Origin of the sequence: Citrobacter freundii complex sp. 2024EL-00216 (assembly GCF_043945515.1) — a bacterium.
Lineage (GTDB): Bacteria > Pseudomonadota > Gammaproteobacteria > Enterobacterales > Enterobacteriaceae > Citrobacter > Citrobacter portucalensis.
This window is the reverse complement of sequence record NZ_JBIMRA010000025.1, coordinates 36038-59288: the sequence shown is the minus strand read 5'-3', so window position 1 is coordinate 59288 and position 23251 is coordinate 36038. Positions and strand designations below refer to the sequence as shown.

The following is a 23251-nucleotide window of genomic DNA, read 5'->3' as shown; positions in this document are numbered from 1 at the left end:
GCCTGGCGGCTGTAGCGCGGTGGTCCCACCTGACCCCATGCCGAACTCAGAAGTGAAACGCCGTAGCGCCGATGGTAGTGTGGGGTCTCCCCATGCGAGAGTAGGGAACTGCCAGGCATCAAATAAAGTGAAGAAGCCCATCCTGCCGGATGGGCTTTTTTGCGTCTGTGCGGAATGAAAACCGCCGGATGCGGCGTGCCGCCTTATCCGGCCTACAGGGGCCGGGCTGAACGTATTTTGTAGGCCTGATAAGCGCAGCGCATCAGGCAACGCGGCGGTACATTGCCGGATGCGGCGTATCGCCTTATCCGGCCTACAAAAGCTAGTCCTGCTACCCGCGTACGAGGTTGAGTAACGGGTACGGTCGTCCGAGATCGTCCACCTCTGTACGTCCCGTCACGCTAAATCCCATCTTCTTATAGAATCCAACCGCTTGCTCATTCTGCTCGTTAACGTTGGTTGTTAGCGTTGAACTCATTGATAAAGCATGTTCAATCAGCAGTTTACCAACACCACTACCACGCACATCCGGATCGACAAACAAAGCATCAATATGCTGGTCGGTCAGGAGCATAAAAGCGACGGGCTCATCCTGTTCTGTCACTGCAACCCACAGAGGGGCTTCTGGTAAAAATGAACGTACCAGCTCCTCCAGCTCAATCCGATAATCCGCAGAGAGGAAATGGTGCGTGGCATCTACTGAGCGACACCAAATAGAAACTAACTTATCTCCTTCGTCCTGACGCGAACGACGAATGGTAAGGTTCATAGCATTCTCCTTTTTTTCTTTACTGCACTATTCTACAGCAAGGAGCCGTGAAACTTTCTCAACTTGAGGATGCAGGCTCGACATTCGCATGATTCCTGGGTATCTTCAGCTATCTGGATGTCTAAACGTTTAAACGTATGTTGTGAGGTTATCAGGTTATGCCAATTCGCGTGCAGGACGAGCTACCCGCCGTCAATTTTTTGCGTGAGGAAAACGTCTTCGTGATGACGACATCCCGCGCTTCCGGTCAGGAAATTCGTCCACTGAAGGTGCTCATCCTCAACCTGATGCCCAAGAAGATTGAAACGGAAAACCAGTTCCTGCGCTTACTGTCTAACTCACCGCTGCAGGTAGATGTTCAGCTATTGCGCATCGATGCCCGCGAGTCACGCAACACCCCAACGGAGCATCTGAATAACTTTTACTGTAATTTCGAGGATATCTGCGATCAGAACTTTGACGGATTGATCGTGACCGGCGCCCCGTTGGGCCTGGTTGAATTTAATGATGTGGCTTACTGGCCGCAGATTAAGCAAGTGCTTGAATGGGCCAAAGATCACGTTACCTCGACGCTATTTGTCTGTTGGGCGGTGCAGGCCGCGTTGAATATCCTGTACGGAATTCCCAAGCAAACCCGCACGGACAAACTCTCAGGCGTCTATGAGCACCATATTCTGCACCCTCATGCGCTACTGACGCGTGGATTCGATGATGCGTTCCTGGCCCCGCATTCGCGCTATGCTGATTTCCCTGCAGCGCTTATCCGCGACTACACCGATCTCGAGATCTTTGCTGAAACCGAAGAGGGAGATGCCTACCTGTTTGCCAGCAAAGACAAACGTATCGCCTTCGTGACGGGTCATCCTGAGTATGACGACCATACACTCGGCAGCGAATATTTTCGTGACGTCGAAGCGGGCTTATCGCCGGAAGTACCCTATAACTATTTCCCGAAAGATGACCCGCAAAACAAACCGCGGGCAACCTGGCGTAGCCACGGTAATCTGTTGTTTACCAACTGGCTCAACTATTACGTCTACCAGATCACGCCATATGATCTGCGTCACATGAATCCAACGCTGGATTAATCTTCTGTAGCAGACGATCCTTAAGCGTTTCAGCATATTGAATCAGGCACCTTCGGGTGCCTTTTTTATTTCCGAAACGCACCTCATCGTGTAATTAAATTTTATTTATATTGTTATCAATAGGTTAATTGATAATTAAATTAAAAATGGAAATTGTTTTTGATTTTGAAATTTAAATGAGTAGTCTTAGTTGTGCTGAACGAAAAGCGCACAACGATCCTTCGTTCGCATTGGGGATGTGTTTGGATCAATGACGAGGAACTACGCAATGAATCAACAGGCAACGACAACCGATGAACTGCTCTTCACCAGGCCGCGTGGCGAACAGGAACAGCAAATTCTGACCGCTGAAGCAGTGGAGTTTCTGACTGAACTGGTGACAAGATTTACGCCAAAGCGGAATAAACTTCTGGCTGCACGTATCCAGCAGCAGCAGGATATTGATGACGGTAAGTTGCCTGATTTTATTTCGGAAACAGCTTCCATTCGTGAAAGTGACTGGAAAATTCGCGGAATTCCTGATGATTTACTGGATCGCCGCGTAGAGATCACCGGACCCGTTGAGCGCAAGATGGTCATCAACGCGCTGAACGCGAACGTCAAAGTCTTTATGGCTGACTTCGAAGATTCACTGGCTCCTGAGTGGAGCAAAGTTATCGACGGGCAGATCAACCTGCGCGATGCGGTCAATGGCACCATTAGCTACACCAACGAAGCGGGTAAAATTTATCAGCTCAAGCCTAATCCGGCTCTGTTGGTATGTCGCGTTCGTGGTCTGCATCTGCCGGAAAAACACGTCACCTGGCGTGGAGAATCTATCCCGGGCAGCCTGTTCGACTTTGCCCTCTATTTCTTCCACAACTACAAAACGTTGCTGGCGAAAGGCAGCGGCCCTTATTTCTATCTGCCAAAAACGCAGGCCTGGCAAGAAGCGGCATGGTGGAGCGAAGTGTTCAGCTATGCAGAGGACCGCTTTAACCTGCCGCGCGGCACCATTAAAGCGACCCTGCTGATTGAAACGCTGCCTGCCGTCTTCCAGATGGACGAAATTCTGCACGCCCTGCGTGACCACATTGTGGGTCTGAACTGCGGTCGTTGGGACTACATTTTTAGCTATATCAAAACGCTGAAGAACCACCCGGATCGCGTGCTGCCGGACCGTCAGGTGGTGACGATGGATAAGCCATTCCTCAGCGCCTATTCGCGTCTGCTGATTAAAACCTGTCATAAACGTGGCGCATTCGCTATGGGCGGCATGGCTGCGTTCATTCCCAGCAAAGATGCGGAGCGTAACAACCAGGTTCTGACCAAGGTAAAAGCGGACAAAGCACTGGAAGCGAATAACGGTCATGACGGCACATGGATTGCCCATCCGGGACTGGCAGATACCGCCATGGCGGTGTTCAACGACGTACTCGGTGAAAACAAAAATCAGCTGTTCGTGACCCGTGAAGAAGATGCCCCGATTACCGCAGAGCAACTGCTGGCACCTTGTGAAGGTGAGCGTACTGAAGAAGGCATGCGCGCCAATATCCGTGTCGCGGTGCAGTACATCGAAGCGTGGATCTCCGGTAACGGCTGCGTACCGATTTACGGTCTGATGGAAGACGCGGCCACCGCCGAAATCTCCCGTACCTCCATCTGGCAGTGGATCCACCACGAGAAGACGCTCAGCAACGGCAAGCCGGTTACCAAACCGCTGTTCCGTCAGATGCTGGCCGAAGAGATGCTGGTGATTCAGGACGAGCTGGGCGAACACCGCTACAGCAGCGGGCGTTTTGACGATGCCGCGCGCCTGATGGAGCAAATCACTACCTCTGATGAACTGATCGATTTCTTGACCCTGCCAGGCTACCGCCTGCTGGCGTAATTCACCACATAACAATATGGAGCATCTGCACATGAAAACCCGTACTCAACAAATCGAAGAATTACAGAAAGAATGGACTCAACCGCGCTGGGAAGGCATCACCCGTCCATATAGTGCGGAGGAAGTGGTGAAATTACGTGGCTCGGTCAACCCGGAATGCACGCTGGCGCAGCTTGGCGCGGCGAAAATGTGGCGTCTGCTGCACGGCGAATCGAAGAAAGGTTATATCAACAGCCTCGGCGCGCTGACCGGCGGTCAGGCGCTGCAGCAGGCGAAAGCCGGTATTGAAGCGGTCTACCTTTCAGGCTGGCAGGTGGCGGCAGATGCCAACCTGGCATCCAGCATGTACCCGGACCAATCGCTGTATCCGGCGAACTCCGTCCCGGCGGTGGTTGATCGGATCAACAACACATTCCGTCGTGCCGATCAGATCCAATGGTCAACCGGTATTGAGCCGAACGATCCTCGCTATGTCGATTACTTCCTGCCGATCGTTGCCGATGCGGAAGCAGGGTTTGGCGGCGTACTGAACGCGTTTGAACTGATGAAATCGATGATTGAGGCTGGTGCAGCGGCTGTTCACTTCGAAGATCAGCTCGCATCGGTGAAAAAATGTGGTCACATGGGCGGCAAAGTGCTGGTTCCGACGCAGGAAGCTATCCAGAAACTGGTGGCCGCCCGTCTGGCTGCCGACGTCATGGGTGTGCCGACGCTGGTGATTGCACGTACCGATGCCGACGCAGCCGATCTGATTACGTCTGATTGCGACCCATATGACAGCGAGTTCATCACTGGCGAACGTACCAGCGAAGGGTTCTACCGTACGCATGCGGGTATTGAGCAGGCGATCAGCCGTGGTCTGGCCTACGCACCGTATGCGGATCTGGTGTGGTGTGAAACCTCCACGCCGGACCTTGAGCTGGCGAAGCGCTTTGCCGATGCGATCCACGCGAAATACCCTGGCAAACTGCTGGCTTACAACTGTTCGCCGTCGTTTAACTGGCAGAAAAACCTGGATGACAAAACTATCGCCAGCTTCCAGCAGCAGCTGTCGGATATGGGTTACAAATACCAGTTCATTACCCTGGCGGGTATCCACAGCATGTGGTTCAACATGTTCGACCTCGCGCACTCCTATGCGCAGGGTGAAGGCATGCGCCACTATGTTGAGAAGGTTCAGCAGCCAGAATTTGCGGCAGCTAAAGACGGTTACACCTTCGTCTCCCATCAGCAGGAAGTGGGCACAGGTTACTTCGACAAAGTCACCACCATCATTCAGGGCGGAGCTTCCTCGGTGACCGCGCTGACCGGCTCGACCGAAGAATCGCAGTTTTGATCAATGCCCGGTGGCGCTGCGCTTACCGGGCCTACGAAGGGATGTAGGCCGGATAAGCGAACGCGCCATCCGGCATGACGTTGTGCCGGATGGGAGACATTGATGACGCGTGGCCTGGAATTACTGATTGCTCAGACTATCTTGCAAGGTTTCGACGCCCAGTACGGGCGTTTTCTGGAAGTCACCTCCGGCGCGCAGCAGCGTTTTGAACATGCCGACTGGCATGCGGTTCAGCAGGCGATGAAAAGCCGTATTCACCTTTACGATCATCACGTGGGTCTGGTGGTGGAGCAGTTGCGCTGCATTACTGACGGCAAAAGTACCGACGCGGATTTTTTACTTCGCGTGAAAGAGCATTACACCCGACTACTGCCGGATTACCCGCGCTTCGAGATTGCGGAGAGTTTCTTTAACTCCGTTTACTGTCGGTTATTTGACCACCGCTCGCTGACTCCCGAGCGGCTGTTTATTTTCAGTTCTCAGCCAGAGCGCCGTTTTCGCACGATCCCACGTCCGCTGGCGAAAGACTTTTTTCCGGATACCGGCTGGGAGTGGCTGCTGACGCGTGTCCTTAGCGATCTGCCCCTGCGTCTGCCGTGGCAGAACAAACATCGTGATATCCACTACATCATCGAACACCTGACCGAAACCCTGGGAGCGGATGTGTTGTCGGGTTGCCATTTACAGGTGGCGAACGAACTGTTTTATCGCAACAAGGCCGCCTGGCTGGCCGGTAAGTTGATTACTCCTTCGGGGACGCTACCGTTTTTACTGCCAATTCACCGGACTGATGAAGGCGAATTGTTTGTCGATACCTGTCTGACCACGACGGCGGAGGCGAGCATTGTGTTTGGCTTCGCCCGCTCCTATTTTATGGTTTACGCCCCTTTGCCCGCGGCGCTGGTGGAGTGGCTGCGCGAGATCCTGCCCGGTAAAACCACCGCCGAACTGTACATGGCGATTGGCTGTCAGAAACACGCGAAGACCGAAAGTTACCGCGAATATCTGCTCTATCTTGCCCATTGCGATGAGCAGTTTATTGAAGCGCCGGGGATCCGCGGCATGGTGATGTTGGTGTTTACGTTGCCGGGTTTTGACCGGGTGTTTAAAATCATCAAAGACAAATTTGCCCCGCAAAAAGAGATGTCTGCCGCCCACGTCCGCGCCTGCTATCAACTGGTCAAAGAACACGATCGTGTTGGGCGGATGGCTGACACCCAGGAATTCGAGAATTTTGTGCTGGAGAAACGGCAAATCGATCCGGCGCTGATGGCGCTGTTATTGCAGGAAGCCCCGGAAAAAATTACCGATCTCGGCGATCAGATTGTCATTCGCCATCTGTATATCGAACGACGGATGGTGCCGCTGAATATCTGGCTGGAGCAGGTCGAAGGTCAGCAACTGCGCGATGCCATTGAAGAGTACGGCAACGCCATTCGTCAGCTGGCCGCCGCCAATATTTTCCCCGGTGATATGCTATTTAAGAACTTCGGCGTGACCCGTCACGGGCGTGTGGTGTTCTACGATTACGATGAAATCTGCTACATGACGGAGGTGAATTTCCGCCATATCCCGCCGCCACGCTACCCGGAAGATGAGATGAGCGCTGAGCCGTGGTACAGCGTATCGCCGGGAGATGTCTTCCCGGAAGAATTTCGTCACTGGCTATGTGCCGACCCGCGTATAGGGCCGCTATTTGAAGAGATGCACGCTGACCTGTTCAGCGCTGACTACTGGCGCGGCCTACAGACGCGCATCAAAAACGGTCACGTGGAAGATGTTTACGCCTACCGACGTCGGCAGCGGTTCAGCGTGCGTTATGAAACCGACCGTAGGCCGGATAAGGCACTTGCGCCGCCATCCGGCAATGTGCGCCGTGCCTGATGCGCTACGCTTATCAGGCCTACAAATCTGCCCTAACCCTGGATAGCAGGCCGGGTAAGGCGTAGCCGCCACCCGGCAACCCCATCTTAGCGAAATCCGCCGTACGCCAGCGTTACTTCTTTCGCCGCTTTGATCGCCATGGCGCCAAACTCGGTCACGCGATCGTCGGTAATACGCGAAATGGGTCCGGAAATGGAAATCGCAGCGAACGGCTCGCGGTGCTCGTCATAAATGCACGACGCCACGCAGCGCAGACCCAGCGCATGTTCCTCATCATCAAAGGAATAGCCGCGCTTGCGCGTCTGGGCCAAATCCTCCTTCAGATGCACTGGCGACACCAGCGTGGCGTGTGTATAAGCATGCAGGCCTTTGCGGTGCAGCAGGCCAGTCACTTGTTCTTCGCTCAGTTGGGATAAAAACGCTTTACCCGCACCGGAGGCGTGCATCGGCAGCTTGCCGCCGATAGGCGCGGACATGCGCATCAGTTGGGTGCACTGCACCTGGTCGATAATAATGGCCTGATGATCGCTTTGATCCAGCACGGCCAGGTTTACCGTCTCACCGGAATCTTCCATCAGCTTGCGCAGGATCGGATGGACAATCGCCAGCAGATTACGGCTTTGCAAAAAGCTGCTGCCGACGATGAACGCATGCGCACCTACGGCCCAGTGGCCTAATTCACCCACCTGACGGACAAAACCCTGCTGCTGCATGGTGGTCAGCAAACGGTGAGTCGTGGAGTTTGGCAGGCCAGCCTGCTGCGCCAGCTCGGTCAGCGCCACGCTGCCGTTGGATTCCGCAATCCACTCCAGCAGCTTCAGACCGCGGGTCAGAGACTGAACCTGCCCGGTTGCAGGCGCAGTAGCAGCGGCGGGTTTTCTACCGCGTTTCGCGGGGACAGTGGCTACCATGGCAGACTCCTTTTCTGTATCGTGGAAATTATTTTCGTTTTATTCAATTATAATGCAAGAATTCCTGTACTGATCGGATGAGTGAAGCTGAACATGTCTCATGTTGGCCGTTGTTCTCTTTTCCGCCTCTCAGGTTTGTGCCAGTATGACCTGTTGAGTTTTTTTCGGTCTGGTTGAGCGTTGTCGGGAGCGAGTGTGAGCAGCAAAGTAGAACAATTACGTCAGCAGTTAAATGAACGTATTCTGGTGCTGGACGGCGGTATGGGCACCATGATCCAGGGATATCGTCTGAGCGAAGAGGATTTCCGCGGCGAACGCTTTGCCGACTGGCCGTGCGATCTGAAAGGCAACAACGACCTGTTGGTGCTCAGCAAACCGGAGGTCATCGCCGCCATCCATAACGCCTACTTTGAGGCGGGCGCGGATATCATCGAAACCAACACCTTTAACTCGACGACTATCGCCATGGCGGATTACCAGATGGAATCCCTGTCGGCGGAAATCAACTTTGCGGCAGCCAAACTGGCGCGTGCGGCGGCTGACGAATGGACGGCGCGCACGCCGGAAAAACCGCGCTACGTCGCGGGCGTGCTCGGCCCAACGAACCGTACGGCGTCTATCTCGCCTGATGTTAACGACCCGGCTTACCGCAACATTACCTTTGATCAGCTGGTGGCCGCCTACCGTGAATCCACCAAAGCGCTGGTGGAAGGCGGCAGTGACCTGATCCTGATTGAAACCGTCTTCGATACTCTGAACGCCAAAGCCGCTATTTTCGCGGTTAAAACCGAATTCGAAGCGCTGGGCGTTGAGCTGCCGATTATGCTCTCCGGCACCATCACCGATGCTTCCGGGCGTACGCTCTCCGGCCAGACTACCGAAGCATTCTACAACTCCCTGCGCCACGCCGATGCGCTGACCTTCGGTCTGAACTGCGCGTTAGGCCCGGACGAGCTGCGCCAGTACGTGCAGGAACTGTCGCGCATTGCTGAATGCTACGTCACCGCGCACCCGAACGCCGGTCTGCCGAACGCCTTTGGTGAATACGATCTCGACGCCGACACCATGGCGGCGCAGATTCGCGAGTGGGCTGAGGCCGGTTTCCTGAATATCGTCGGCGGCTGCTGCGGCACCACGCCGGAACATATCGCCGCCATGAGCCGCGCAGTGGATGGCTTACCGCCGCGCCGCTTGCCGGAAATCCCGGTTGCCTGCCGCCTTTCCGGCCTTGAGCCGCTGAACATCGGCGACGACAGCCTGTTTGTGAACGTTGGCGAGCGTACCAACGTCACCGGTTCGGCGAAGTTTAAACGCCTGATCAAAGAAGAGAAATACAGCGAAGCGCTGGACGTCGCCCGTCAGCAGGTGGAAAGCGGCGCGCAGATCATCGATATCAACATGGATGAGGGGATGCTCGACGCCGAAGCGGCAATGGTGCGTTTTCTCAACCTGATCGCCGGTGAGCCGGATATCGCCCGCGTGCCGATTATGATCGACTCCTCGAAATGGGACGTTATCGAGAAAGGGCTGAAGTGCATTCAGGGTAAAGGCATCGTTAACTCCATCTCGATGAAAGAGGGGGTTGAGACCTTTATCCATCACGCGAAGCTGCTGCGTCGCTACGGTGCCGCGGTGGTGGTGATGGCCTTTGACGAGCAAGGGCAGGCCGACACCCGCGCACGTAAAATCGAAATCTGCCGTCGGGCGTACAAAATTCTTACCGAAGAGGTGGGCTTCCCGCCGGAAGATATCATCTTCGACCCGAACATCTTTGCTGTCGCGACCGGTATTGATGAGCACAACAACTACGCGCAGGACTTTATCGGCGCGTGTGAAGATATCAAACGCGAACTGCCGCACGCGCTGATCTCCGGCGGCGTTTCTAACGTTTCATTCTCGTTCCGTGGCAACGACCCGGTACGTGAAGCCATTCACGCGGTATTCCTCTACTACGCCATTCGCAACGGCATGGACATGGGGATCGTCAACGCCGGACAGCTGGCTATTTACGACGACTTGCCCGCCGAGCTGCGCGATGCTGTTGAAGATGTGATCCTCAACCGTCGTGACGATGGCACCGAACGACTGCTGGAGCTGGCAGAGAAATATCGCGGCAGTAAAACCGACGACACGGCGAATGCCCAGATGGCGGAGTGGCGCACCTGGGACGTGAAAAAGCGCCTCGAATACTCGCTGGTGAAAGGCATTACCGAGTTTATTGAGCTGGATACCGAGGAAGCGCGCCAGCAGGCTGCGCGTCCGATCGAAGTTATTGAAGGACCGCTGATGGACGGCATGAACGTCGTTGGCGATCTGTTCGGCGAGGGCAAAATGTTCCTGCCGCAGGTGGTGAAATCCGCCCGCGTGATGAAGCAGGCGGTGGCGTACCTCGAACCGTACATTGAGGCCAGCAAAGAGAAAGGCTCCAGCAACGGCAAAATGGTCATCGCGACCGTGAAGGGCGATGTGCACGATATCGGCAAAAACATTGTCGGCGTGGTGCTGCAATGTAACAACTACGAAATCGTCGATCTTGGCGTGATGGTGCCCGCGGAGAAAATCCTCAGAACGGCGCGTGAAGTGAATGCCGATCTGATTGGCCTTTCCGGGCTGATTACCCCATCGCTGGACGAAATGGTCAACGTGGCGAAAGAGATGGAGCGTCAGGGATTCACTATTCCGCTGCTGATTGGCGGCGCGACCACCTCAAAAGCGCACACGGCGGTGAAAATCGAGCAGAACTACAGCGGCCCGACGGTGTACGTGCAGAACGCCTCGCGTACCGTTGGCGTGGTGGCTGCGCTGCTCTCTGACACCCAGCGTGATGACTTTGTCGCCCGTACGCGTAAAGAGTACGAAACCGTGCGTATCCAGCATGCGCGTAAGAAACCGCGTACCCCGCCAGTAACGTTACAGGCTGCCCGCGACAACGATCTGGCCTTCGACTGGGAAAACTACACCCCGCCGGTGGCGCACCGTCTGGGCGTGCAGGAAGTGGAAGCCAGCATCGAAACTCTGCGCAATTACATCGACTGGACGCCGTTCTTTATGACCTGGTCGCTGGCCGGGAAGTACCCGCGCATTCTCGAAGATGAGGTAGTAGGAGAAGAGGCGAAGCGCCTGTTCAAAGACGCTAACGACATGCTGGATAAACTCAGCACCGAGAAGACCCTGAATCCGCGTGGCGTGGTGGGGTTATTCCCGGCCAACCGCGTGGGTGACGACATCGAGATTTACCGTGACGAGACGCGTACGCACGTCATCAACGTGAGCCATCATCTGCGCCAGCAGACGGAAAAAGTCGGTTTCGCCAACTACTGCCTGTCTGACTTTGTTGCGCCGAAACTGAGCGGCAAAGCGGATTACATCGGTGCTTTCGCGGTGACCGGTGGTCTTGAGGAAGATGCGCTGGCGGATGCCTTCGAAGCCCAGCACGACGACTACAACAAGATCATGGTGAAAGCGATCGCTGACCGTCTGGCGGAAGCATTCGCGGAGTATCTGCATGAGCGCGTGCGTAAAGTTTACTGGGGCTATGCGGCGAATGAGAACCTCAGTAACGAGGAGCTTATCCGCGAAAACTACCAGGGGATTCGCCCGGCGCCGGGCTATCCGGCGTGCCCGGAACACACTGAAAAGGCCACCATCTGGGAACTGCTGGATGTGGAAGCGCACACCGGGATGAAGCTCACCGAATCCTTCGCCATGTGGCCAGGCGCGTCGGTTTCCGGCTGGTATTTCAGTCATCCGGACAGCAAGTACTACGCCGTGGCGCAAATCCAGCGCGATCAGGTTGAAGATTATGCCTTCCGTAAAGGGATGAGCGTGGCGGAAGTGGAGCGCTGGTTAGCGCCGAACCTCGGCTATGACGCCGACTGATTCACAAAACTGTCATCTTTCTTTACAACAAACAGGGCGCTCAATGAGTGCCCTGTCTCTTTATTACGTTTAAACCCTTATACTGAAAGGGGGCCGTTGCCGGATGGCGGCGTAAACGCCTTATCCTGCCTACATAGGGATGATTTGTAGGCCTGATAAGCGCAGCGCCATCAGGCAAATGAGCCTCAAAAAAACATAAAAATAAGGAGAACCTGATTCCGTGTTAACTCTGTTACACCTGCTTTCTGCGGTCGCGATGCTGGTTTGGGGTACGCATATTGTGCGTACCGGCGTGATGCGCGTCTTCGGCGCCCGTTTGCGTACCGTGCTCAGCCGTAGTGTTGAAAAGAAGCCGCTCGCCTTTTGTGCGGGTATCGGCGTAACGGCGCTGGTGCAAAGCAGCAACGCCACCACCATGCTGGTGACCTCGTTTGTTGCACAAGATCTCGTGGCGCTTACCCCTGCGCTGGTCATAGTGCTCGGCGCCGACGTGGGGACCGCGCTGATGGCGCGTATCCTGACCTTCGATCTCTCCTGGCTGTCACCACTGCTGATTTTTATCGGCGTGATCTTCTTTCTCGGGCGTAAGCAGTCCCGCGTGGGGCAACTGGGGCGGGTCGGTATTGGGCTGGGGTTGATTTTGCTGGCGCTGGAGCTGATTGTGCAGGCGGTAACGCCGATCACCCAGGCTAATGGTGTACAGGTTATTTTTGCCTCGCTCACCGGCGATATTATGCTCGATGCGCTGATTGGCGCCATGTTTGCGATTATCAGTTACTCCAGCCTGGCGGCGGTACTGCTGACGGCCACGCTGACCGCGGCAGGCATTATCTCGTTCCCGGTGGCGTTGTGTCTGGTGATTGGTGCCAACCTCGGGTCCGGCCTGCTGGCGATGTTGAATAACAGCGCCGCTAACGCCGCAGCACGCCGTGTGGCGCTCGGTAGCCTGCTATTTAAGCTGGTGGGGAGCCTGATTATCCTGCCGTTTGTTCATCCGCTGGCCAATCTGATGGATGAACTGCCGCTACCGAAATCTGAACTGGTTATCTACTTCCACGTCTTCTACAACCTGGTGCGCTGTGTGGCGATGGTACCGTTCGCCGAACCGATGGCGCGTTTTTGTAAGCGTATCATCCGCGATGAGCCGGAGCTGGATGCACATCTGAAACCCAAACATCTGGACGTCAGCGCGCTGGATACGCCGACGCTCGCGCTGGCCAATGCCGCCCGTGAAGCCCTGCGTATCGGTGACGCGATGGAGCAGATGATGGACGGGCTGAAGAAAGTAATGCACGGCGAACCGCGTGAAGAGAAAGAGCTGCGCAGGATGGCGGATGATATTAACGTGCTGTACACGGCAATTAAGCTCTATCTGGCGCGGATGCCAAAGGATGAGCTGGCGGAAGAGGAATCGCGCCGTTGGGCGGAGATTATCGAAATGTCGCTCAACCTTGAGCAGGCTTCCGATATTGTCGAACGTATGGGCAGCGAGATAGCCGATAAGTCGCTGGCTGCTCGCCGGGCATTCTCTGTCGAAGGGCTGAAAGAACTGGATGCGCTCTACGATCAGTTGCTCAGCAATCTGCAGCTGGCGATGTCGGTGTTCTTCTCAGGAGATGTGACCAGCGCCCGCCGTCTGCGCCGCAGCAAGCACCGCTTCCGTATTCTCAATCGTCGTTATTCGCATGCGCACGTTGACCGTCTGCATCAGCAGAACGTGCAGAGCATCGAAACCAGCTCCTTGCACCTGGCGCTGTTGGGCGATATGCAGCGTCTGAACTCGCTGTTTTGCTCCGTGGCTTACAGCGTGCTGGAACAGCCGGATGAAGACGATGGGCGGGATGATTTTTGAGTGAGGTAAAACAGTAGGCCGGATAAGGCATTTATGCCACCATCCGGCAATGTTGTCGTCGATCTTGTAGGCCGGATAAGGCGAAGCCGCCATCCGGCATCAGACAACAAATCAACTAAAAGCAGTGGCCTGCTTCAACGGCAACCGCCTCTTCACCCGCTTTAAAGATGTACGTGGTGTTCGGGCCGCCGAGCACGGCCTGACCGTTACTTACCTTAATCCAGTTCCCTTCCGGCAGGCCAATCACCGTCAGCTCCGGTGCCACAACCAGCAGCTCGCGGATACGCTGTTCACGCGTTTCGCCTTTGTGGCCTTCCGGCAGCGCGTTGGTGAAATGTGGGTTAATCTGCAGCGGGAACAGACTCAGGGCATCAAAACCTTTTGGATCGACAATCGGCATGTCGTTGGTGGTGCGGATGGTCTGGCAGGCAAGGTTGGAACCCGCGCTCCAGCCGATGTACAGCGCACCGCGTTTGACGACATCCACAATCGGCGCCAGCAGTCCGCGTTCGCGGCTTTCTTTCAGTAACTGGAAGGTATTACCCCCGCCGACAATCACCAGCTCTGCGTTTTCAATAGCGGCAATCGGATCGGCAACGGTATGAATACCCGTAACGTTGACGCCCATTGGCGCAAAGATGGCTGCCGTTTTCGCCGTGTACTCATCCCAGGTTTGCGTCACGCCAGCGAACGGAATAAACACCGCCGTACGGCGACCATTCAGTTGTTCAGCAATCAGCGGCAGCGCATGTTCCATCCAGCCTTTGCCCGGCAGCGTCGAGTTACTCAATAAAAGCAGTTCCATCATTTCTCCATGTAATCAGAAAATTACAAACCGCGCTAATGCTACCACTATCAGCCAAACGCCTTACTGATATGGCTCACGATGTTGGAAGGGGGAGACAGAAGCTGAGGCTATTTTTTAAGTGTCAATTCAATGCCGAGTACCTTCATCACTGCAAGGGTGGTTTTCAGCGTCGGGTTACCTTTCTCACTAAAAGAGCGATAAAGCTGCTCGCGGGATAATCCCGTTTCTGCCGCAATGTTCGCCATTCCCTTAGCGCGAGCTACCACGCCCAGTGCTTTTGCAATGTATGCTGCATCGCCTGTTTCGAGGGCATCGGCCATAAACACGGCAATTTCTTCATCATCAACCAGCGCAGTCGCGGGATCGTAGTGAGTAAGTTTATTCATGGCAGAAGACCTCCTGTGAATCCAGTGTACGGGCGAGCATTTTTGCAAGAGTAATATCGTTGGCTTGTGAGCTTTTATCGCCCCCACATAACAAAATGATGATGCGGCAACCTTGCTGTTTAAAGTAAATCCTGTAGCCAGGACCGTAAGAAATGCGCATTTCGCTGACGCCTTCCCCAACAGGTTTAACATCACCAGCTAAACCATTAGCCAGACGAAAAAGGCGTGTAGCAATGAGCGTTTTAGCTCTCCTGTCCCGTAGGTTGTGCTCCCAACGCTGGAAAACCATTGTCTGAAGAATTTCCATGATGACGTTCCATGTATTTTATAAACTACATTATGAATTGACAAGTTGAGACTAGAGAGTAAAAAAATGGGGAGTAAGGGGAAATGCTTGCTGGAGGAAACAGGAAAGTGTCTCGCAATAATACGTAGTTTATCAGGATGCTGCGGTTGATACGAGAATCGATGATAGGGGATTGGGAGGGCTTTGTGCCAGGGGCGGAAGCTATATGTCCACTAGAATATGACAGATTCATGCATGGTGATTCACCACTACACGTAGTTGCCGTCTTAGCAGGGTTTTATCCTGGAAAGAATAAAATCCACTCGCTCTTCTACAGAAACACATGGTAATTCAATCAACTGATAGTCATACATACGGTATGTTTTTACCATTGCGTGATATGTCGCGATGGCAACATCGAAAGATTGTTTGCGCTCTGTGTCCTGTACATATATTTCACGCCAGGGTGGTGCAATAAATACGATTCGGTTATAGCGAAATTTCTCGATGGCGTTTTCCAGATGCCTCGGTATGGTAAGTTCAGAAAGACATAAATAACCTACAACATCAGGAACACCACGATCAAAGAAGCAGGGTTGTGTATGCCCTTCCGCTTCATGCCACGAACGCATTTCCCAGGATAGCATCAGCTCTGCAAATGCAGTCTGGTTGGCCCACGGTAATGCATCGCCGCCGATGTTAACCTGGTCTTGGATCACACCTCTTCCAGCTTCTTTAGAACACCAAAACCCTCGTTTTATAATCGTATCAATTATCGTGCTTTTGCCTGACCCTGGGCCACCAGTCAGAATGAATCGATGCTGAAACGCTGAAGACATTGAACTCTCCCAAACCTTCTTAGACGCGATGATTTAGCAATTGATGGCGTACTTTTTGCGTATCGTCATATTACCTGCTGATGGCATGACTAACTACGTTTTATCCCCATTTTAATGTCCGCTATTCTCTCATTTCACAGGCCGATCTACTTTATTTCTCACTCGCCGAGGCGTTCCGCCATCTTGATTGTAGCCATCTCACTACTGAAGAAAATCTGGCGCTATCGTTTGGCTGTGAAGAGGCGCTGGCAGGGTTGTACCAGACGCTGAATTTTATGGGCGAAAGCCTGCTGACCATGGGGGGGGAAGGTCAGGAACATTTTGCGTATGAGAGCATATGCCAGTTAGGACACAGTCTGGTCAACATCAGCCAATTGATTCCCGCGCTGGCGCAGTTGGAAGCGAAAGCTGACCAGCAACTGTTCGCTGTTGTATAGTACCTAAAATAGACAGAGCGCCCATCCCTGGCGCTCTGTTCCTGCTTCTTTACCCCGCCCGCGCAAATTCTGCCGCTTCGGCGATTAGCGCGTCATCCGGGCGTACGCCGGTGTACATGGCGAACTGCTCTACGGCCTGTAAGGCAATCACCTCTGCACCGCTGATGGTCTTTTTACCTAATTGCTGTGCCAGTTTGATTACCGGTGTTTCCGGCGGCAGGGCGACGACGTCAAACACCACGCTGGCGGCAGCGACCATTGCTTCGCTGTAGGCCAGCTCATCGCTCTCTTTACCGCCAGCCATGCCGACAGGCGTCACGTTGACCAGAATATCGCAGGTAATCCCTTCCGGCTGCGGTTGCCACTGGAAACCGTACTGTTTTGCCAGCGCCGGACCGCTCTCCCGGTTACGGGCGGCGACGATTACATCGTGAAAACCGGCATCGCGAAATGCAGCAATGACCGCTTTACCCATTCCACCGCTGCCGCGGATCATGACGCGTGCGTGGTTATCAAGCTGGTGGCTGGTAATCAGGCTTTTTACCGCAATGTAGTCGGTGTTAAATCCTGTCAGCGTACCGTTGTCATTGACGATGGTGTTGACGGAATCAATGACTTTTGCGGAAGGATCGATGGCATCCAGAAACGGCATGCAGCTCTCTTTAAACGGCATAGAGACCGCACAGCCGCGAATCCCGAGTGCGCGAACGCCTTTGACTGCGGCCTCAATATCCTGCGTAGTAAAGGCTTTGTAGATAAAATTTAACCCTAATTTTTCATACAGATAGTTATGAAAGCGTGTGCCAAAGTTGCCGGGACGACCGGCAAGCGACATGCACAACTGGGTGTCGCGGTTAATCATGTTAAATTTCCTCGGCGTGAGACAATATGTACTGTTCGGCTTCCTGCGACCAGATCCCCTGATGACGCTCCAGGATAGCGCGCAAGGCCGGATCGTCAATCTGGGTGAGCGCAGTTAACGGCAATGATTTTCCGGTGTAAACCAGTTTTTTACCTCCACCGACCTGCGGCAGTTCCAGCGTTGTTTCACCTGCCGCATTCAATCCCAGAATGTGCGTCACCACTTTTGCCGCCTGAACTTTCTTCTCTTCGATCAGTTTTACCGCCGTGCGCATGTCGTCGGTATTGCCGCCAGATGTCCCAACATAATGGGTGAAGGCATAGTGCACGTCGTAGAAGTTAATCGGTGCGCTAAACTGCTTATCCTGCGGACCGGCAAAGAAGTTCATGCAACCATCGGCAGCCAGCAAAGAAGAGGCCAGCGTAACCAACTGTTCGTTGGGTACAAACACAAAGATGTCATCAAACCCGTGCCCGCCGCTAAGCGCCATCAAGGTGTCATAACCTGCATCCTGGGCGTGGAGATAATGGATCAACGTTTGTGGTTCTGATGGATAGTGCTTGCGGGCGTAGCTCAGCTTGTCGTTATTGGTGTCGGTCACCACCAGCAGCGCCGGGTTAACCGGACCATGCAGCGCGTAGTCGATCGCCAGTAGTCCCATCGGCCCGGTGCCGCCGAGTATCAGTGTACGCCCCTGCGGACGAATGCCCATCTTGTGGTTATACGTGCCTTCCTGTAGGTGATAGTTGGCGTTGAATGCGCCAATCACGCAGGACAGCGGCTCAACCAACGAGCCTTCAAAATAGGTTTCGCCTTCGTAAGCCAACAAGCAGTCCTGCTCCATGACTTCATCAGGAATGATGACGTGCGTGGCTTCACCGCCCACCCACGGGAAGGAGTAGCCGGGGCAGTCCGGGCGATCCGGCAGTTGCAGGTTAGCCTGAATGACATAGCGCTGGCCGGGCTGAAACTTATGCTGCCATTTTTTGCCTACGGCAATGATATCGCCGCAAAACTCGTGACCGATGATGATCGGGTTGGTAGCCACATCGTCCGGCACCTTTTTGTGGTTCTCGCCCTGGTTAGCCTCTTTCCAGGAAGAAAGGCACAGGCTGTCGGTTACGACTGAGGCCAGAATTTCATCGTCCTGCATTTCAGGAAGATCGAAGGTTTCCAGGCGCAGATCGCGTTTACCATAAAGGCGTAAAGCTGTTGTTGTTTGCATTGTTACCACCTCTTCCTCTTTCGAGGACTATTTGTTGAAGTAGCCCCGGCATCGCCGGGGCGAAAAAATCAGGACAGGAAACCCAGCGCGTTACTGATAATCCCCAGCGCAAACAGGGCGAAGATCAGCCATACCGGGTTAATTTTCTTGTTGAGCAGACGCACCATCAGCAGCGTCAGACCCAGCGCCAGCAGGCCGGGGCAGAGTTGGTCGAGAATGTTCTGCACGGTCATGGTGACGGTGGTGCCGTCTGCGCCAGGCGTTTGCGATACCACCAGCTGCACGTTGATGCTGGTCCATTTAGTGACCAACACCCCCATGACAAACAGGCCGAGAATCGATGCGCCTTCGGTCAGTTTCTGCAGCAGGTTGCCGCCCATGTCGCTGACGATATTGACCCCTTTACGAAAGCCAAGCTGTAAGCCGTACCACTTCATGGCAAGACGTACTGCATTGAAAATAAAGAAGAACAATAGTGGGCCGAGAATGTTTCCGGACAGTGCCAGCGATGCGCCGAGCGCGGCGGTAATCGGGCGCAATGTTCCCCAGACCAACGGGTCGCCAACACCGGCCAGCGGGCCCATCAGCCCAACTTTGATGCCGTTGATGGCCCCGTCATCAATTTCCGCACCGTTGGCGCGAGCTTCTTCCATCGCGGCGGTCACGCCAATCACCGGGCCGCAAACGGCAGGCGTAGTGTTGAAAAACACCAGGTGGCGTTTGAGTGCTGCAACCTGGTCCTCTTTCAGCGGATACAGGCGCTTGATGGCAGGGATCATGTCGTAGCAAAAGCCCAGTCCATGAATGCGTTCAAAGTTGAATGACGCCTGTTGCAGGTTGGAGCGAACAAACATGCTAAACAGGTCGGATTTGGTCAGTTTTTTCTGTTCCATGGCTGGCTCCATTAGTCATCAAGCTGATCGAGAGCTTGAGAAGAGGCGGGTTGCGTCTGCGGTTCGGCTTTACGCCACTGTGGGTTCAACTGGATGTAGACCAGCGCGATAATCACACCAACCCCACCGAAAGCCAGCAGGCTCAAATCGAGATAACCCCCAGCGATAAACCCGAGGAAGAAGAAGGGCATCAGGTACTTCACGCCCATCATGCGCAGCACCATGGCGTAGCCGACCACCACGATAAAGCCACCGGCAATCTGCAATCCGCGGGTGACGAATTCCGGAATGGCGTTGAGCATATTGCTGACCATATCGGCGCTGACAAACAGCGAGACGATTAATGCAGGGATGGCAACGCGCAGCGCCTGTACGCCGAGAGCGGAAACGTGCAGCATGTCGATGGTGCGAAAGCGGGCGTCTTCGGCTGCTTTATCCGCCGCGTGCTGGAACACCACGGTGATGGTACGGGCGAATACCGTCAGCACCTGACCTGCCGCCGCCACCGGCAGGGCGATGGCGATACCGGTAGCAATGCTTTGCTGACCGACGATAACCAGAATGGCGGAGATAATACTGGCGAGCGCCGAATCGGGAGACTGCGCTGCGCCGACGTTCATCCAGCCAAGGGCGATTAACTCCAGCGTGCCGCCGAGCATAATCCCGGTTTTTAAATCACCGAGGATCAGGCCGATAACGGTACAAGCAATTAGCGGACGGTGGGTCTGGAACTCATCCAGCACGCTGCCTATTCCGGCAATACAGGAAAATAGGAATATGGCGATAATTTGTAGGGTACTTATTTCCATAATATGTCACCTTGTGAATGTGATCATCCCTGCCTGTTAAAGCATAAGTACACAGGCATTTTTATTTATTCAGCGAACGATTGTTCTTCTATTTTTTCGAGAATATTAATAGATGGATCGGATGCGACAACGCGTAAATCCAGCGTAACACCCAGTTTATCTAACTCACGAAACGCGTGAATATCGTCGTTATCTAAAGAAACGGCTTTGGTTAATTGTTTTTTACCAGGCCGCCAGGCCATGCCACCAATATTTAACGTGGCGATTTTCACGCCTTGCTTGACCATTGCTAATGCATCCTGTGGGCGGGTAAATAGATAAAAAACGGTTTCGTTCTGGTATTGCGGATTATGGTAAACCGCGACCGCCTTTTCGATATTAACGACGTTCACTTTCATTCCCGGTGGGGCAGCCTGACGTAATAATGTGCGACGTACTTCATCGTTATAAACGTCGTCATTACAGATAATAATCCGTTGGGCATTCGCCACCTTCGACCAGACGGTGGTGACCTGACCGTGGATCAGGCGGTCATCAATACGAGCAAGGGTAATGTTCATCAGAAATCCTCTTCGGCCGTTTCCAGATGCTTCCAGACGACACAGGTTTGTTGAGCAATGGTCGTCAGGTGTTCGCACAGTTCATCCACATTCATACTGCTTTGGTTGTCTACCAGTTCCAGCGCCAACGGCAGTGATAACCCGCTAATGACCCGTATCGCCGGATTGTGCATCGCCAGCGTCGCAGCGGCATTCCAGGGACTGCCACATTGCAAATCGACGGCAATCAGCCATTCATCTCCAGTGTGAATACTTACTAACTTTTTTAGCTTTTCCACAATGTCGCTGGCGTTCTCTCCGGGGACAAATGCCACGGCTTCAACGTTGGCATCACCGTAGACCATCTGTACCGATTCCAGCATGGCGCAGGCCAGTTTGCCGTGAGCACAGAAGATTGCATTGACCATAAAACCTCCTTAGCCGCGCGTTTTTCCGCCCGCAATGTTAGTGGTTACTCCGGTAATATAACTGGCGCGCTCAGATAAAAGATAACAAACAAAATCAGCAACTTCGCTTAAGCGCCCTGAACGACCAATCGGGATCGCGTTCTTGGTGTAGCCCTCGCGCAGCTGTTCGACGGTGATGTTGCGGGTCCAGGCCAGCGCTTCTTCATACTCGGGGGTCCGCAGTCCGGTTTTTTCCAGAATGCCAGGTGCAATACCAACCACGCGGATGCCGTGTTTGCCCAACTCTTTCGACCAGGAACGGGTAAAACTATTCAATGCGGCTTTGGTCGCGGCGTAACAGCTTTGACCTTCAGAACCTTCCAGTCCGCTTTCGGAAGAGACATTCACAATCACGCCGTTACGCTGTTTTATCATTTGGCGTGCCGCTGCCTGCGACATTAAGAACACACCTTTCTGGTTGATATTAACCATTTTTTCGAAAGCAGCTTCGTTGAGTTCGTATTGCCCGGCGGGTGCTTTTTCATCGACCAGCAGACGCGGAAAATTAACGCCAGCATTATTTACCAGCCCATCAATACGTCCGTAGCGTTGGATAATTTCAGCGACAGTATGATTAACCTCTTTGGCACTGGAAATATCCGTTGGCCAGAAATGATACCCGTCATGGCTATCGTATTTACCTTCTCCGCCATGAATATCTGCCATTTGTACATTAGCGCCTTGCGCTAATAACTCTTCGACAATCGCCAGACCAATTCCGGATGCGCCACCGGTAACAATAATGACTTTGCCCTGCAAGTTTAACCACGTTTGCATAATAAACTCCCGATTCAGATAAGGGGATCCCACATAAAATTAATTATGGCAGGACCAATTAGAATTTATTTACTTCAACAATAATTCAGCGGTATGACTGTTGGTGACTAAACAGTTAATATAATTCCCACGTAATGCGCCTAATATCCCACTGTATTTTTCTTCACCCATTGCAATGCCAATGGAGTAACGCGCCTGTTTTAATTTATTGGTTTCGATGGAGAGCGTCTTTTCACTCATATTGGTCTCTACGGTTACACCGTTGATATCGTAAAAGCGCGAGCAAATGTCTCCGGCGACCTGGCGGGCATGCAGGTCATCACTCTCTTCACAGCCGTAAAAGGCGTGCCAGTTGGCGCCATCACGTATCGCCGGAGATCCAATCCCGACCAGCGCGATGTCCAGATTATCCCAGTACGCAGAAATCGATTTAAAATGTCGTGACTGCATGATCCCGTTACGGATCAGCGGGTTTTCCAGCAGTGCCGGGAAATCTGCCAGGTGTGATTCCCCTTTGAGCTTTGCCGCAGCGCCGTAGGTCAGCGTATTGACGTGGTAGCGGCTTTCAAGCTTGCCGGATGGTCCGCCGATAATCGGTACGCAGATCAGCTGGCGCGACTGGCTGGCAGGAGATAATCCTTCCACCAGTCCCCGTACCGCGCGGCCCCATGAGAACCCGATAATGTCCCCAGGTTCCAGTAAGCGTTCCAGCAACTGTGCGCCATGTACGCCCATCATATTAAGTTGTTCATCTTCCTGCTCGCTATCGCAGGAAACTACGACCGCCTCTTTCAGGCCAAATTTCTGTTTTAGCTGCTGTTCCAGCCACAGATTTTCGTTGTAGTCGTAATTAATGGCGATGGTGACGATACCCTGCTCGCGTCCACGTTTTAGTAACCGGCTGATCGTGGTGCGATAAATACCCAGCTCGCGGGCTATTTGCGCTTGTGTCATATCCTGTTCGTAATACAGCTGCGCTATTTTTACGATCAGGCGGATATCATCGCTGTTTTCCGTCGCCATTTTTGGACTCCTGCACATTTGTGCAAATCACGAAATTGCCTTCTTGATCTGATATAACCCCATCTGTTCTCCATCTCAAAGCTATTTTCACTTATTTCAGCGCTCTGAAATGACCGATTGTGTTGCACATTTGATGTGGTGATGGCGCGTTGTCGGCACAGATGTGCATACCTCTCTAATGTATTGATTCTGCTTGTTTTCACTCAACAAAATTGCAGGGATGGATCGCTGACACTTTTGTGTCAAAAGGTGTGACGGATCACAAATAGCGCGTGGACAGTCGAACACGATTATTTTTTATCGTCCGCAAG

General features: G+C 53.6%; 21 protein-coding genes and 1 rRNA gene. 8 read left to right on the top strand and 14 right to left on the bottom strand.

Annotated elements, in window-relative coordinates; all coding sequences use genetic code 11:
• Position 1: 1 nt before the first annotated feature.
• Positions 2-117: ribosomal RNA gene (rrf, locus tag ACHHZ7_RS21970) — 5S ribosomal RNA — on the top strand.
• A 214-nt stretch (positions 118-331) separates the two neighbouring features.
• On the opposite strand, the gene ACHHZ7_RS21965 is transcribed toward rrf, so the two are convergent.
• A complete protein-coding gene (locus ACHHZ7_RS21965) occupies positions 332-769 on the bottom strand; it encodes an acetyltransferase (RefSeq protein WP_003826501.1) in 438 nt (145 codons plus the stop codon).
• A 158-nt stretch (positions 770-927) separates the two neighbouring features.
• Here ACHHZ7_RS21965 and metA point away from each other — a divergent pair, with 158 nt between their 5' ends.
• From metA to aceK, 4 genes are all read left to right on the top strand, one after another.
• Positions 928-1857: a homoserine O-succinyltransferase gene (gene metA / locus ACHHZ7_RS21960; protein ID WP_003826503.1), complete on the top strand. Its 930-nt coding sequence runs from the start codon at positions 928-930 to the stop codon at positions 1855-1857.
• Between the two features lie 268 nt (positions 1858-2125).
• The gene (gene aceB, locus ACHHZ7_RS21955; protein ID WP_060683073.1) at positions 2126-3727 is read left to right on the top strand and encodes a malate synthase A; all 1602 of its coding nucleotides are present in this window, start codon (positions 2126-2128) and stop codon (positions 3725-3727) included.
• Positions 3728-3758: 31 nt separating this feature from the next.
• On the top strand, positions 3759-5063 hold the full coding sequence (gene aceA / locus ACHHZ7_RS21950) for an isocitrate lyase (RefSeq protein ID WP_003826506.1): 1305 nt from the start codon (positions 3759-3761) through the stop codon (positions 5061-5063).
• 102 nt (positions 5064-5165) lie between these two features.
• A complete protein-coding gene (gene aceK / locus ACHHZ7_RS21945; RefSeq protein ID WP_060683074.1) occupies positions 5166-6947 on the top strand; it encodes a bifunctional isocitrate dehydrogenase kinase/phosphatase in 1782 nt (593 codons plus the stop codon).
• An 86-nt stretch (positions 6948-7033) separates the two neighbouring features.
• On the opposite strand, the gene iclR is transcribed toward aceK, so the two are convergent.
• On the bottom strand, positions 7034-7858 hold the full coding sequence (iclR, locus tag ACHHZ7_RS21940; protein WP_003826510.1) for a glyoxylate bypass operon transcriptional repressor IclR: 825 nt from the start codon (positions 7856-7858) through the stop codon (positions 7034-7036).
• Positions 7859-8053: 195 nt separating this feature from the next.
• On the opposite strand from iclR, the gene metH reads away from it, so the two are divergent.
• Positions 8054-11737 (top strand): methionine synthase, encoded by a 3684-nt coding sequence (gene metH / locus ACHHZ7_RS21935; RefSeq protein WP_057068603.1) that lies wholly within the window; start codon positions 8054-8056, stop codon positions 11735-11737.
• A 220-nt stretch (positions 11738-11957) separates the two neighbouring features.
• Entirely contained in the window at positions 11958-13589 is a 1632-nt protein-coding gene (locus ACHHZ7_RS21930) for a Na/Pi cotransporter family protein (RefSeq protein WP_003826514.1), read from the top strand.
• 115 nt (positions 13590-13704) lie between these two features.
• Here the strand turns inward: ACHHZ7_RS21930 and pepE are convergent, their stop codons facing one another.
• The 4 genes from pepE to ACHHZ7_RS21910 all read right to left on the bottom strand — a co-directional run bounded on the left by pepE (position 13705) and on the right by ACHHZ7_RS21910 (position 15908).
• A complete protein-coding gene (gene pepE / locus ACHHZ7_RS21925; RefSeq protein ID WP_060683075.1) occupies positions 13705-14394 on the bottom strand; it encodes a dipeptidase PepE in 690 nt (229 codons plus the stop codon).
• A 110-nt stretch (positions 14395-14504) separates the two neighbouring features.
• The gene (locus ACHHZ7_RS21920) at positions 14505-14783 is read right to left on the bottom strand and encodes an addiction module antidote protein (RefSeq protein WP_032942057.1); all 279 of its coding nucleotides are present in this window, start codon (positions 14781-14783) and stop codon (positions 14505-14507) included.
• Positions 14776-15093 carry a type II toxin-antitoxin system RelE/ParE family toxin gene (locus ACHHZ7_RS21915; protein WP_060683076.1) on the bottom strand — a complete coding sequence of 106 codons (318 nt, stop codon included), beginning with the start codon at positions 15091-15093 and terminating at the stop codon, positions 14776-14778. The genes ACHHZ7_RS21920 and ACHHZ7_RS21915 overlap by 8 nt, the downstream gene beginning before the upstream one ends.
• A 263-nt stretch (positions 15094-15356) precedes the next feature.
• Complete coding sequence (locus tag ACHHZ7_RS21910) at positions 15357-15908, bottom strand: AAA family ATPase (RefSeq protein ID WP_060683077.1); 552 nt, start codon at positions 15906-15908, stop codon at positions 15357-15359.
• Between the two features lie 275 nt (positions 15909-16183).
• Between ACHHZ7_RS21910 and ACHHZ7_RS21905 the strand changes: the two genes are divergently transcribed.
• Positions 16184-16345 carry a hypothetical protein gene (locus tag ACHHZ7_RS21905; RefSeq protein ID WP_225624892.1) on the top strand — a complete coding sequence of 54 codons (162 nt, stop codon included), beginning with the start codon at positions 16184-16186 and terminating at the stop codon, positions 16343-16345.
• 49 nt (positions 16346-16394) lie between these two features.
• On the opposite strand, the gene ACHHZ7_RS21900 is transcribed toward ACHHZ7_RS21905, so the two are convergent.
• The 8 genes from ACHHZ7_RS21900 to ACHHZ7_RS21865 form a co-directional block, all read right to left on the bottom strand.
• A complete protein-coding gene (locus ACHHZ7_RS21900; RefSeq protein ID WP_060683079.1) occupies positions 16395-17207 on the bottom strand; it encodes a shikimate 5-dehydrogenase in 813 nt (270 codons plus the stop codon).
• Between the two features lies 1 nt (position 17208).
• Complete coding sequence (gene sorE, locus ACHHZ7_RS21895; RefSeq protein WP_060683080.1) at positions 17209-18432, bottom strand: L-sorbose 1-phosphate reductase; 1224 nt, start codon at positions 18430-18432, stop codon at positions 17209-17211.
• 68 nt (positions 18433-18500) lie between these two features.
• Positions 18501-19325, bottom strand: coding sequence for a PTS system mannose/fructose/sorbose family transporter subunit IID (locus tag ACHHZ7_RS21890; RefSeq protein WP_060683081.1), 825 nt, complete (start codon positions 19323-19325; stop codon positions 18501-18503).
• Positions 19326-19336: 11 nt separating this feature from the next.
• The gene (locus tag ACHHZ7_RS21885) at positions 19337-20134 is read right to left on the bottom strand and encodes a PTS mannose/fructose/sorbose transporter subunit IIC (protein WP_192463990.1); all 798 of its coding nucleotides are present in this window, start codon (positions 20132-20134) and stop codon (positions 19337-19339) included.
• Between the two features lie 65 nt (positions 20135-20199).
• The gene (locus ACHHZ7_RS21880) at positions 20200-20694 is read right to left on the bottom strand and encodes a mannose/fructose/sorbose PTS transporter subunit IIB (protein ID WP_048236368.1); all 495 of its coding nucleotides are present in this window, start codon (positions 20692-20694) and stop codon (positions 20200-20202) included.
• On the bottom strand, positions 20694-21101 hold the full coding sequence (locus ACHHZ7_RS21875; protein ID WP_003031647.1) for a mannose/fructose/sorbose PTS transporter subunit IIA: 408 nt from the start codon (positions 21099-21101) through the stop codon (positions 20694-20696). The genes ACHHZ7_RS21880 and ACHHZ7_RS21875 overlap by 1 nt, the downstream gene beginning before the upstream one ends.
• 9 nt (positions 21102-21110) lie before the next feature.
• Positions 21111-21917 (bottom strand): SDR family oxidoreductase, encoded by an 807-nt coding sequence (locus ACHHZ7_RS21870; protein ID WP_032942076.1) that lies wholly within the window; start codon positions 21915-21917, stop codon positions 21111-21113.
• Positions 21918-21986: 69 nt separating this feature from the next.
• Positions 21987-22940, bottom strand: coding sequence for a sugar-binding transcriptional regulator (locus ACHHZ7_RS21865; RefSeq protein ID WP_060683082.1), 954 nt, complete (start codon positions 22938-22940; stop codon positions 21987-21989).
• Between the last annotated feature and the right edge of the window lie 311 nt (positions 22941-23251).

What these genes read in the sequence shown, in the direction of transcription:
- ACHHZ7_RS21965 (WP_003826501.1), bottom strand. Translation starts at nt 769, where the DNA reads ATGAACCTTACCATTCGTCGTTCGCGTCAGGACGAAGGAGATAAGTTA.
- metA (WP_003826503.1), top strand. Translation starts at nt 928, where the DNA reads ATGCCAATTCGCGTGCAGGACGAGCTACCCGCCGTCAATTTTTTGCGT.
- aceB (WP_060683073.1), top strand. Translation starts at nt 2,126, where the DNA reads ATGAATCAACAGGCAACGACAACCGATGAACTGCTCTTCACCAGGCCG.
- aceA (WP_003826506.1), top strand. Translation starts at nt 3,759, where the DNA reads ATGAAAACCCGTACTCAACAAATCGAAGAATTACAGAAAGAATGGACT.
- aceK (WP_060683074.1), top strand. Translation starts at nt 5,166, where the DNA reads ATGACGCGTGGCCTGGAATTACTGATTGCTCAGACTATCTTGCAAGGT.
- iclR (WP_003826510.1), bottom strand. Translation starts at nt 7,858, where the DNA reads ATGGTAGCCACTGTCCCCGCGAAACGCGGTAGAAAACCCGCCGCTGCT.
- pepE (WP_060683075.1), bottom strand. Translation starts at nt 14,394, where the DNA reads ATGGAACTGCTTTTATTGAGTAACTCGACGCTGCCGGGCAAAGGCTGG.
- ACHHZ7_RS21920 (WP_032942057.1), bottom strand. Translation starts at nt 14,783, where the DNA reads ATGAATAAACTTACTCACTACGATCCCGCGACTGCGCTGGTTGATGAT.
- ACHHZ7_RS21910 (WP_060683077.1), bottom strand. Translation starts at nt 15,908, where the DNA reads ATGTCTTCAGCGTTTCAGCATCGATTCATTCTGACTGGTGGCCCAGGG.
- ACHHZ7_RS21905 (WP_225624892.1), top strand. Translation starts at nt 16,184, where the DNA reads ATGGGCGAAAGCCTGCTGACCATGGGGGGGGAAGGTCAGGAACATTTT.
- ACHHZ7_RS21900 (WP_060683079.1), bottom strand. Translation starts at nt 17,207, where the DNA reads ATGATTAACCGCGACACCCAGTTGTGCATGTCGCTTGCCGGTCGTCCC.
- sorE (WP_060683080.1), bottom strand. Translation starts at nt 18,432, where the DNA reads ATGCAAACAACAACAGCTTTACGCCTTTATGGTAAACGCGATCTGCGC.
- ACHHZ7_RS21890 (WP_060683081.1), bottom strand. Translation starts at nt 19,325, where the DNA reads ATGGAACAGAAAAAACTGACCAAATCCGACCTGTTTAGCATGTTTGTT.
- ACHHZ7_RS21885 (WP_192463990.1), bottom strand. Translation starts at nt 20,134, where the DNA reads ATGGAAATAAGTACCCTACAAATTATCGCCATATTCCTATTTTCCTGT.
- ACHHZ7_RS21880 (WP_048236368.1), bottom strand. Translation starts at nt 20,694, where the DNA reads ATGAACATTACCCTTGCTCGTATTGATGACCGCCTGATCCACGGTCAG.
- ACHHZ7_RS21875 (WP_003031647.1), bottom strand. Translation starts at nt 21,101, where the DNA reads ATGGTCAATGCAATCTTCTGTGCTCACGGCAAACTGGCCTGCGCCATG.
- ACHHZ7_RS21870 (WP_032942076.1), bottom strand. Translation starts at nt 21,917, where the DNA reads ATGCAAACGTGGTTAAACTTGCAGGGCAAAGTCATTATTGTTACCGGT.
- ACHHZ7_RS21865 (WP_060683082.1), bottom strand. Translation starts at nt 22,940, where the DNA reads ATGGCGACGGAAAACAGCGATGATATCCGCCTGATCGTAAAAATAGCG.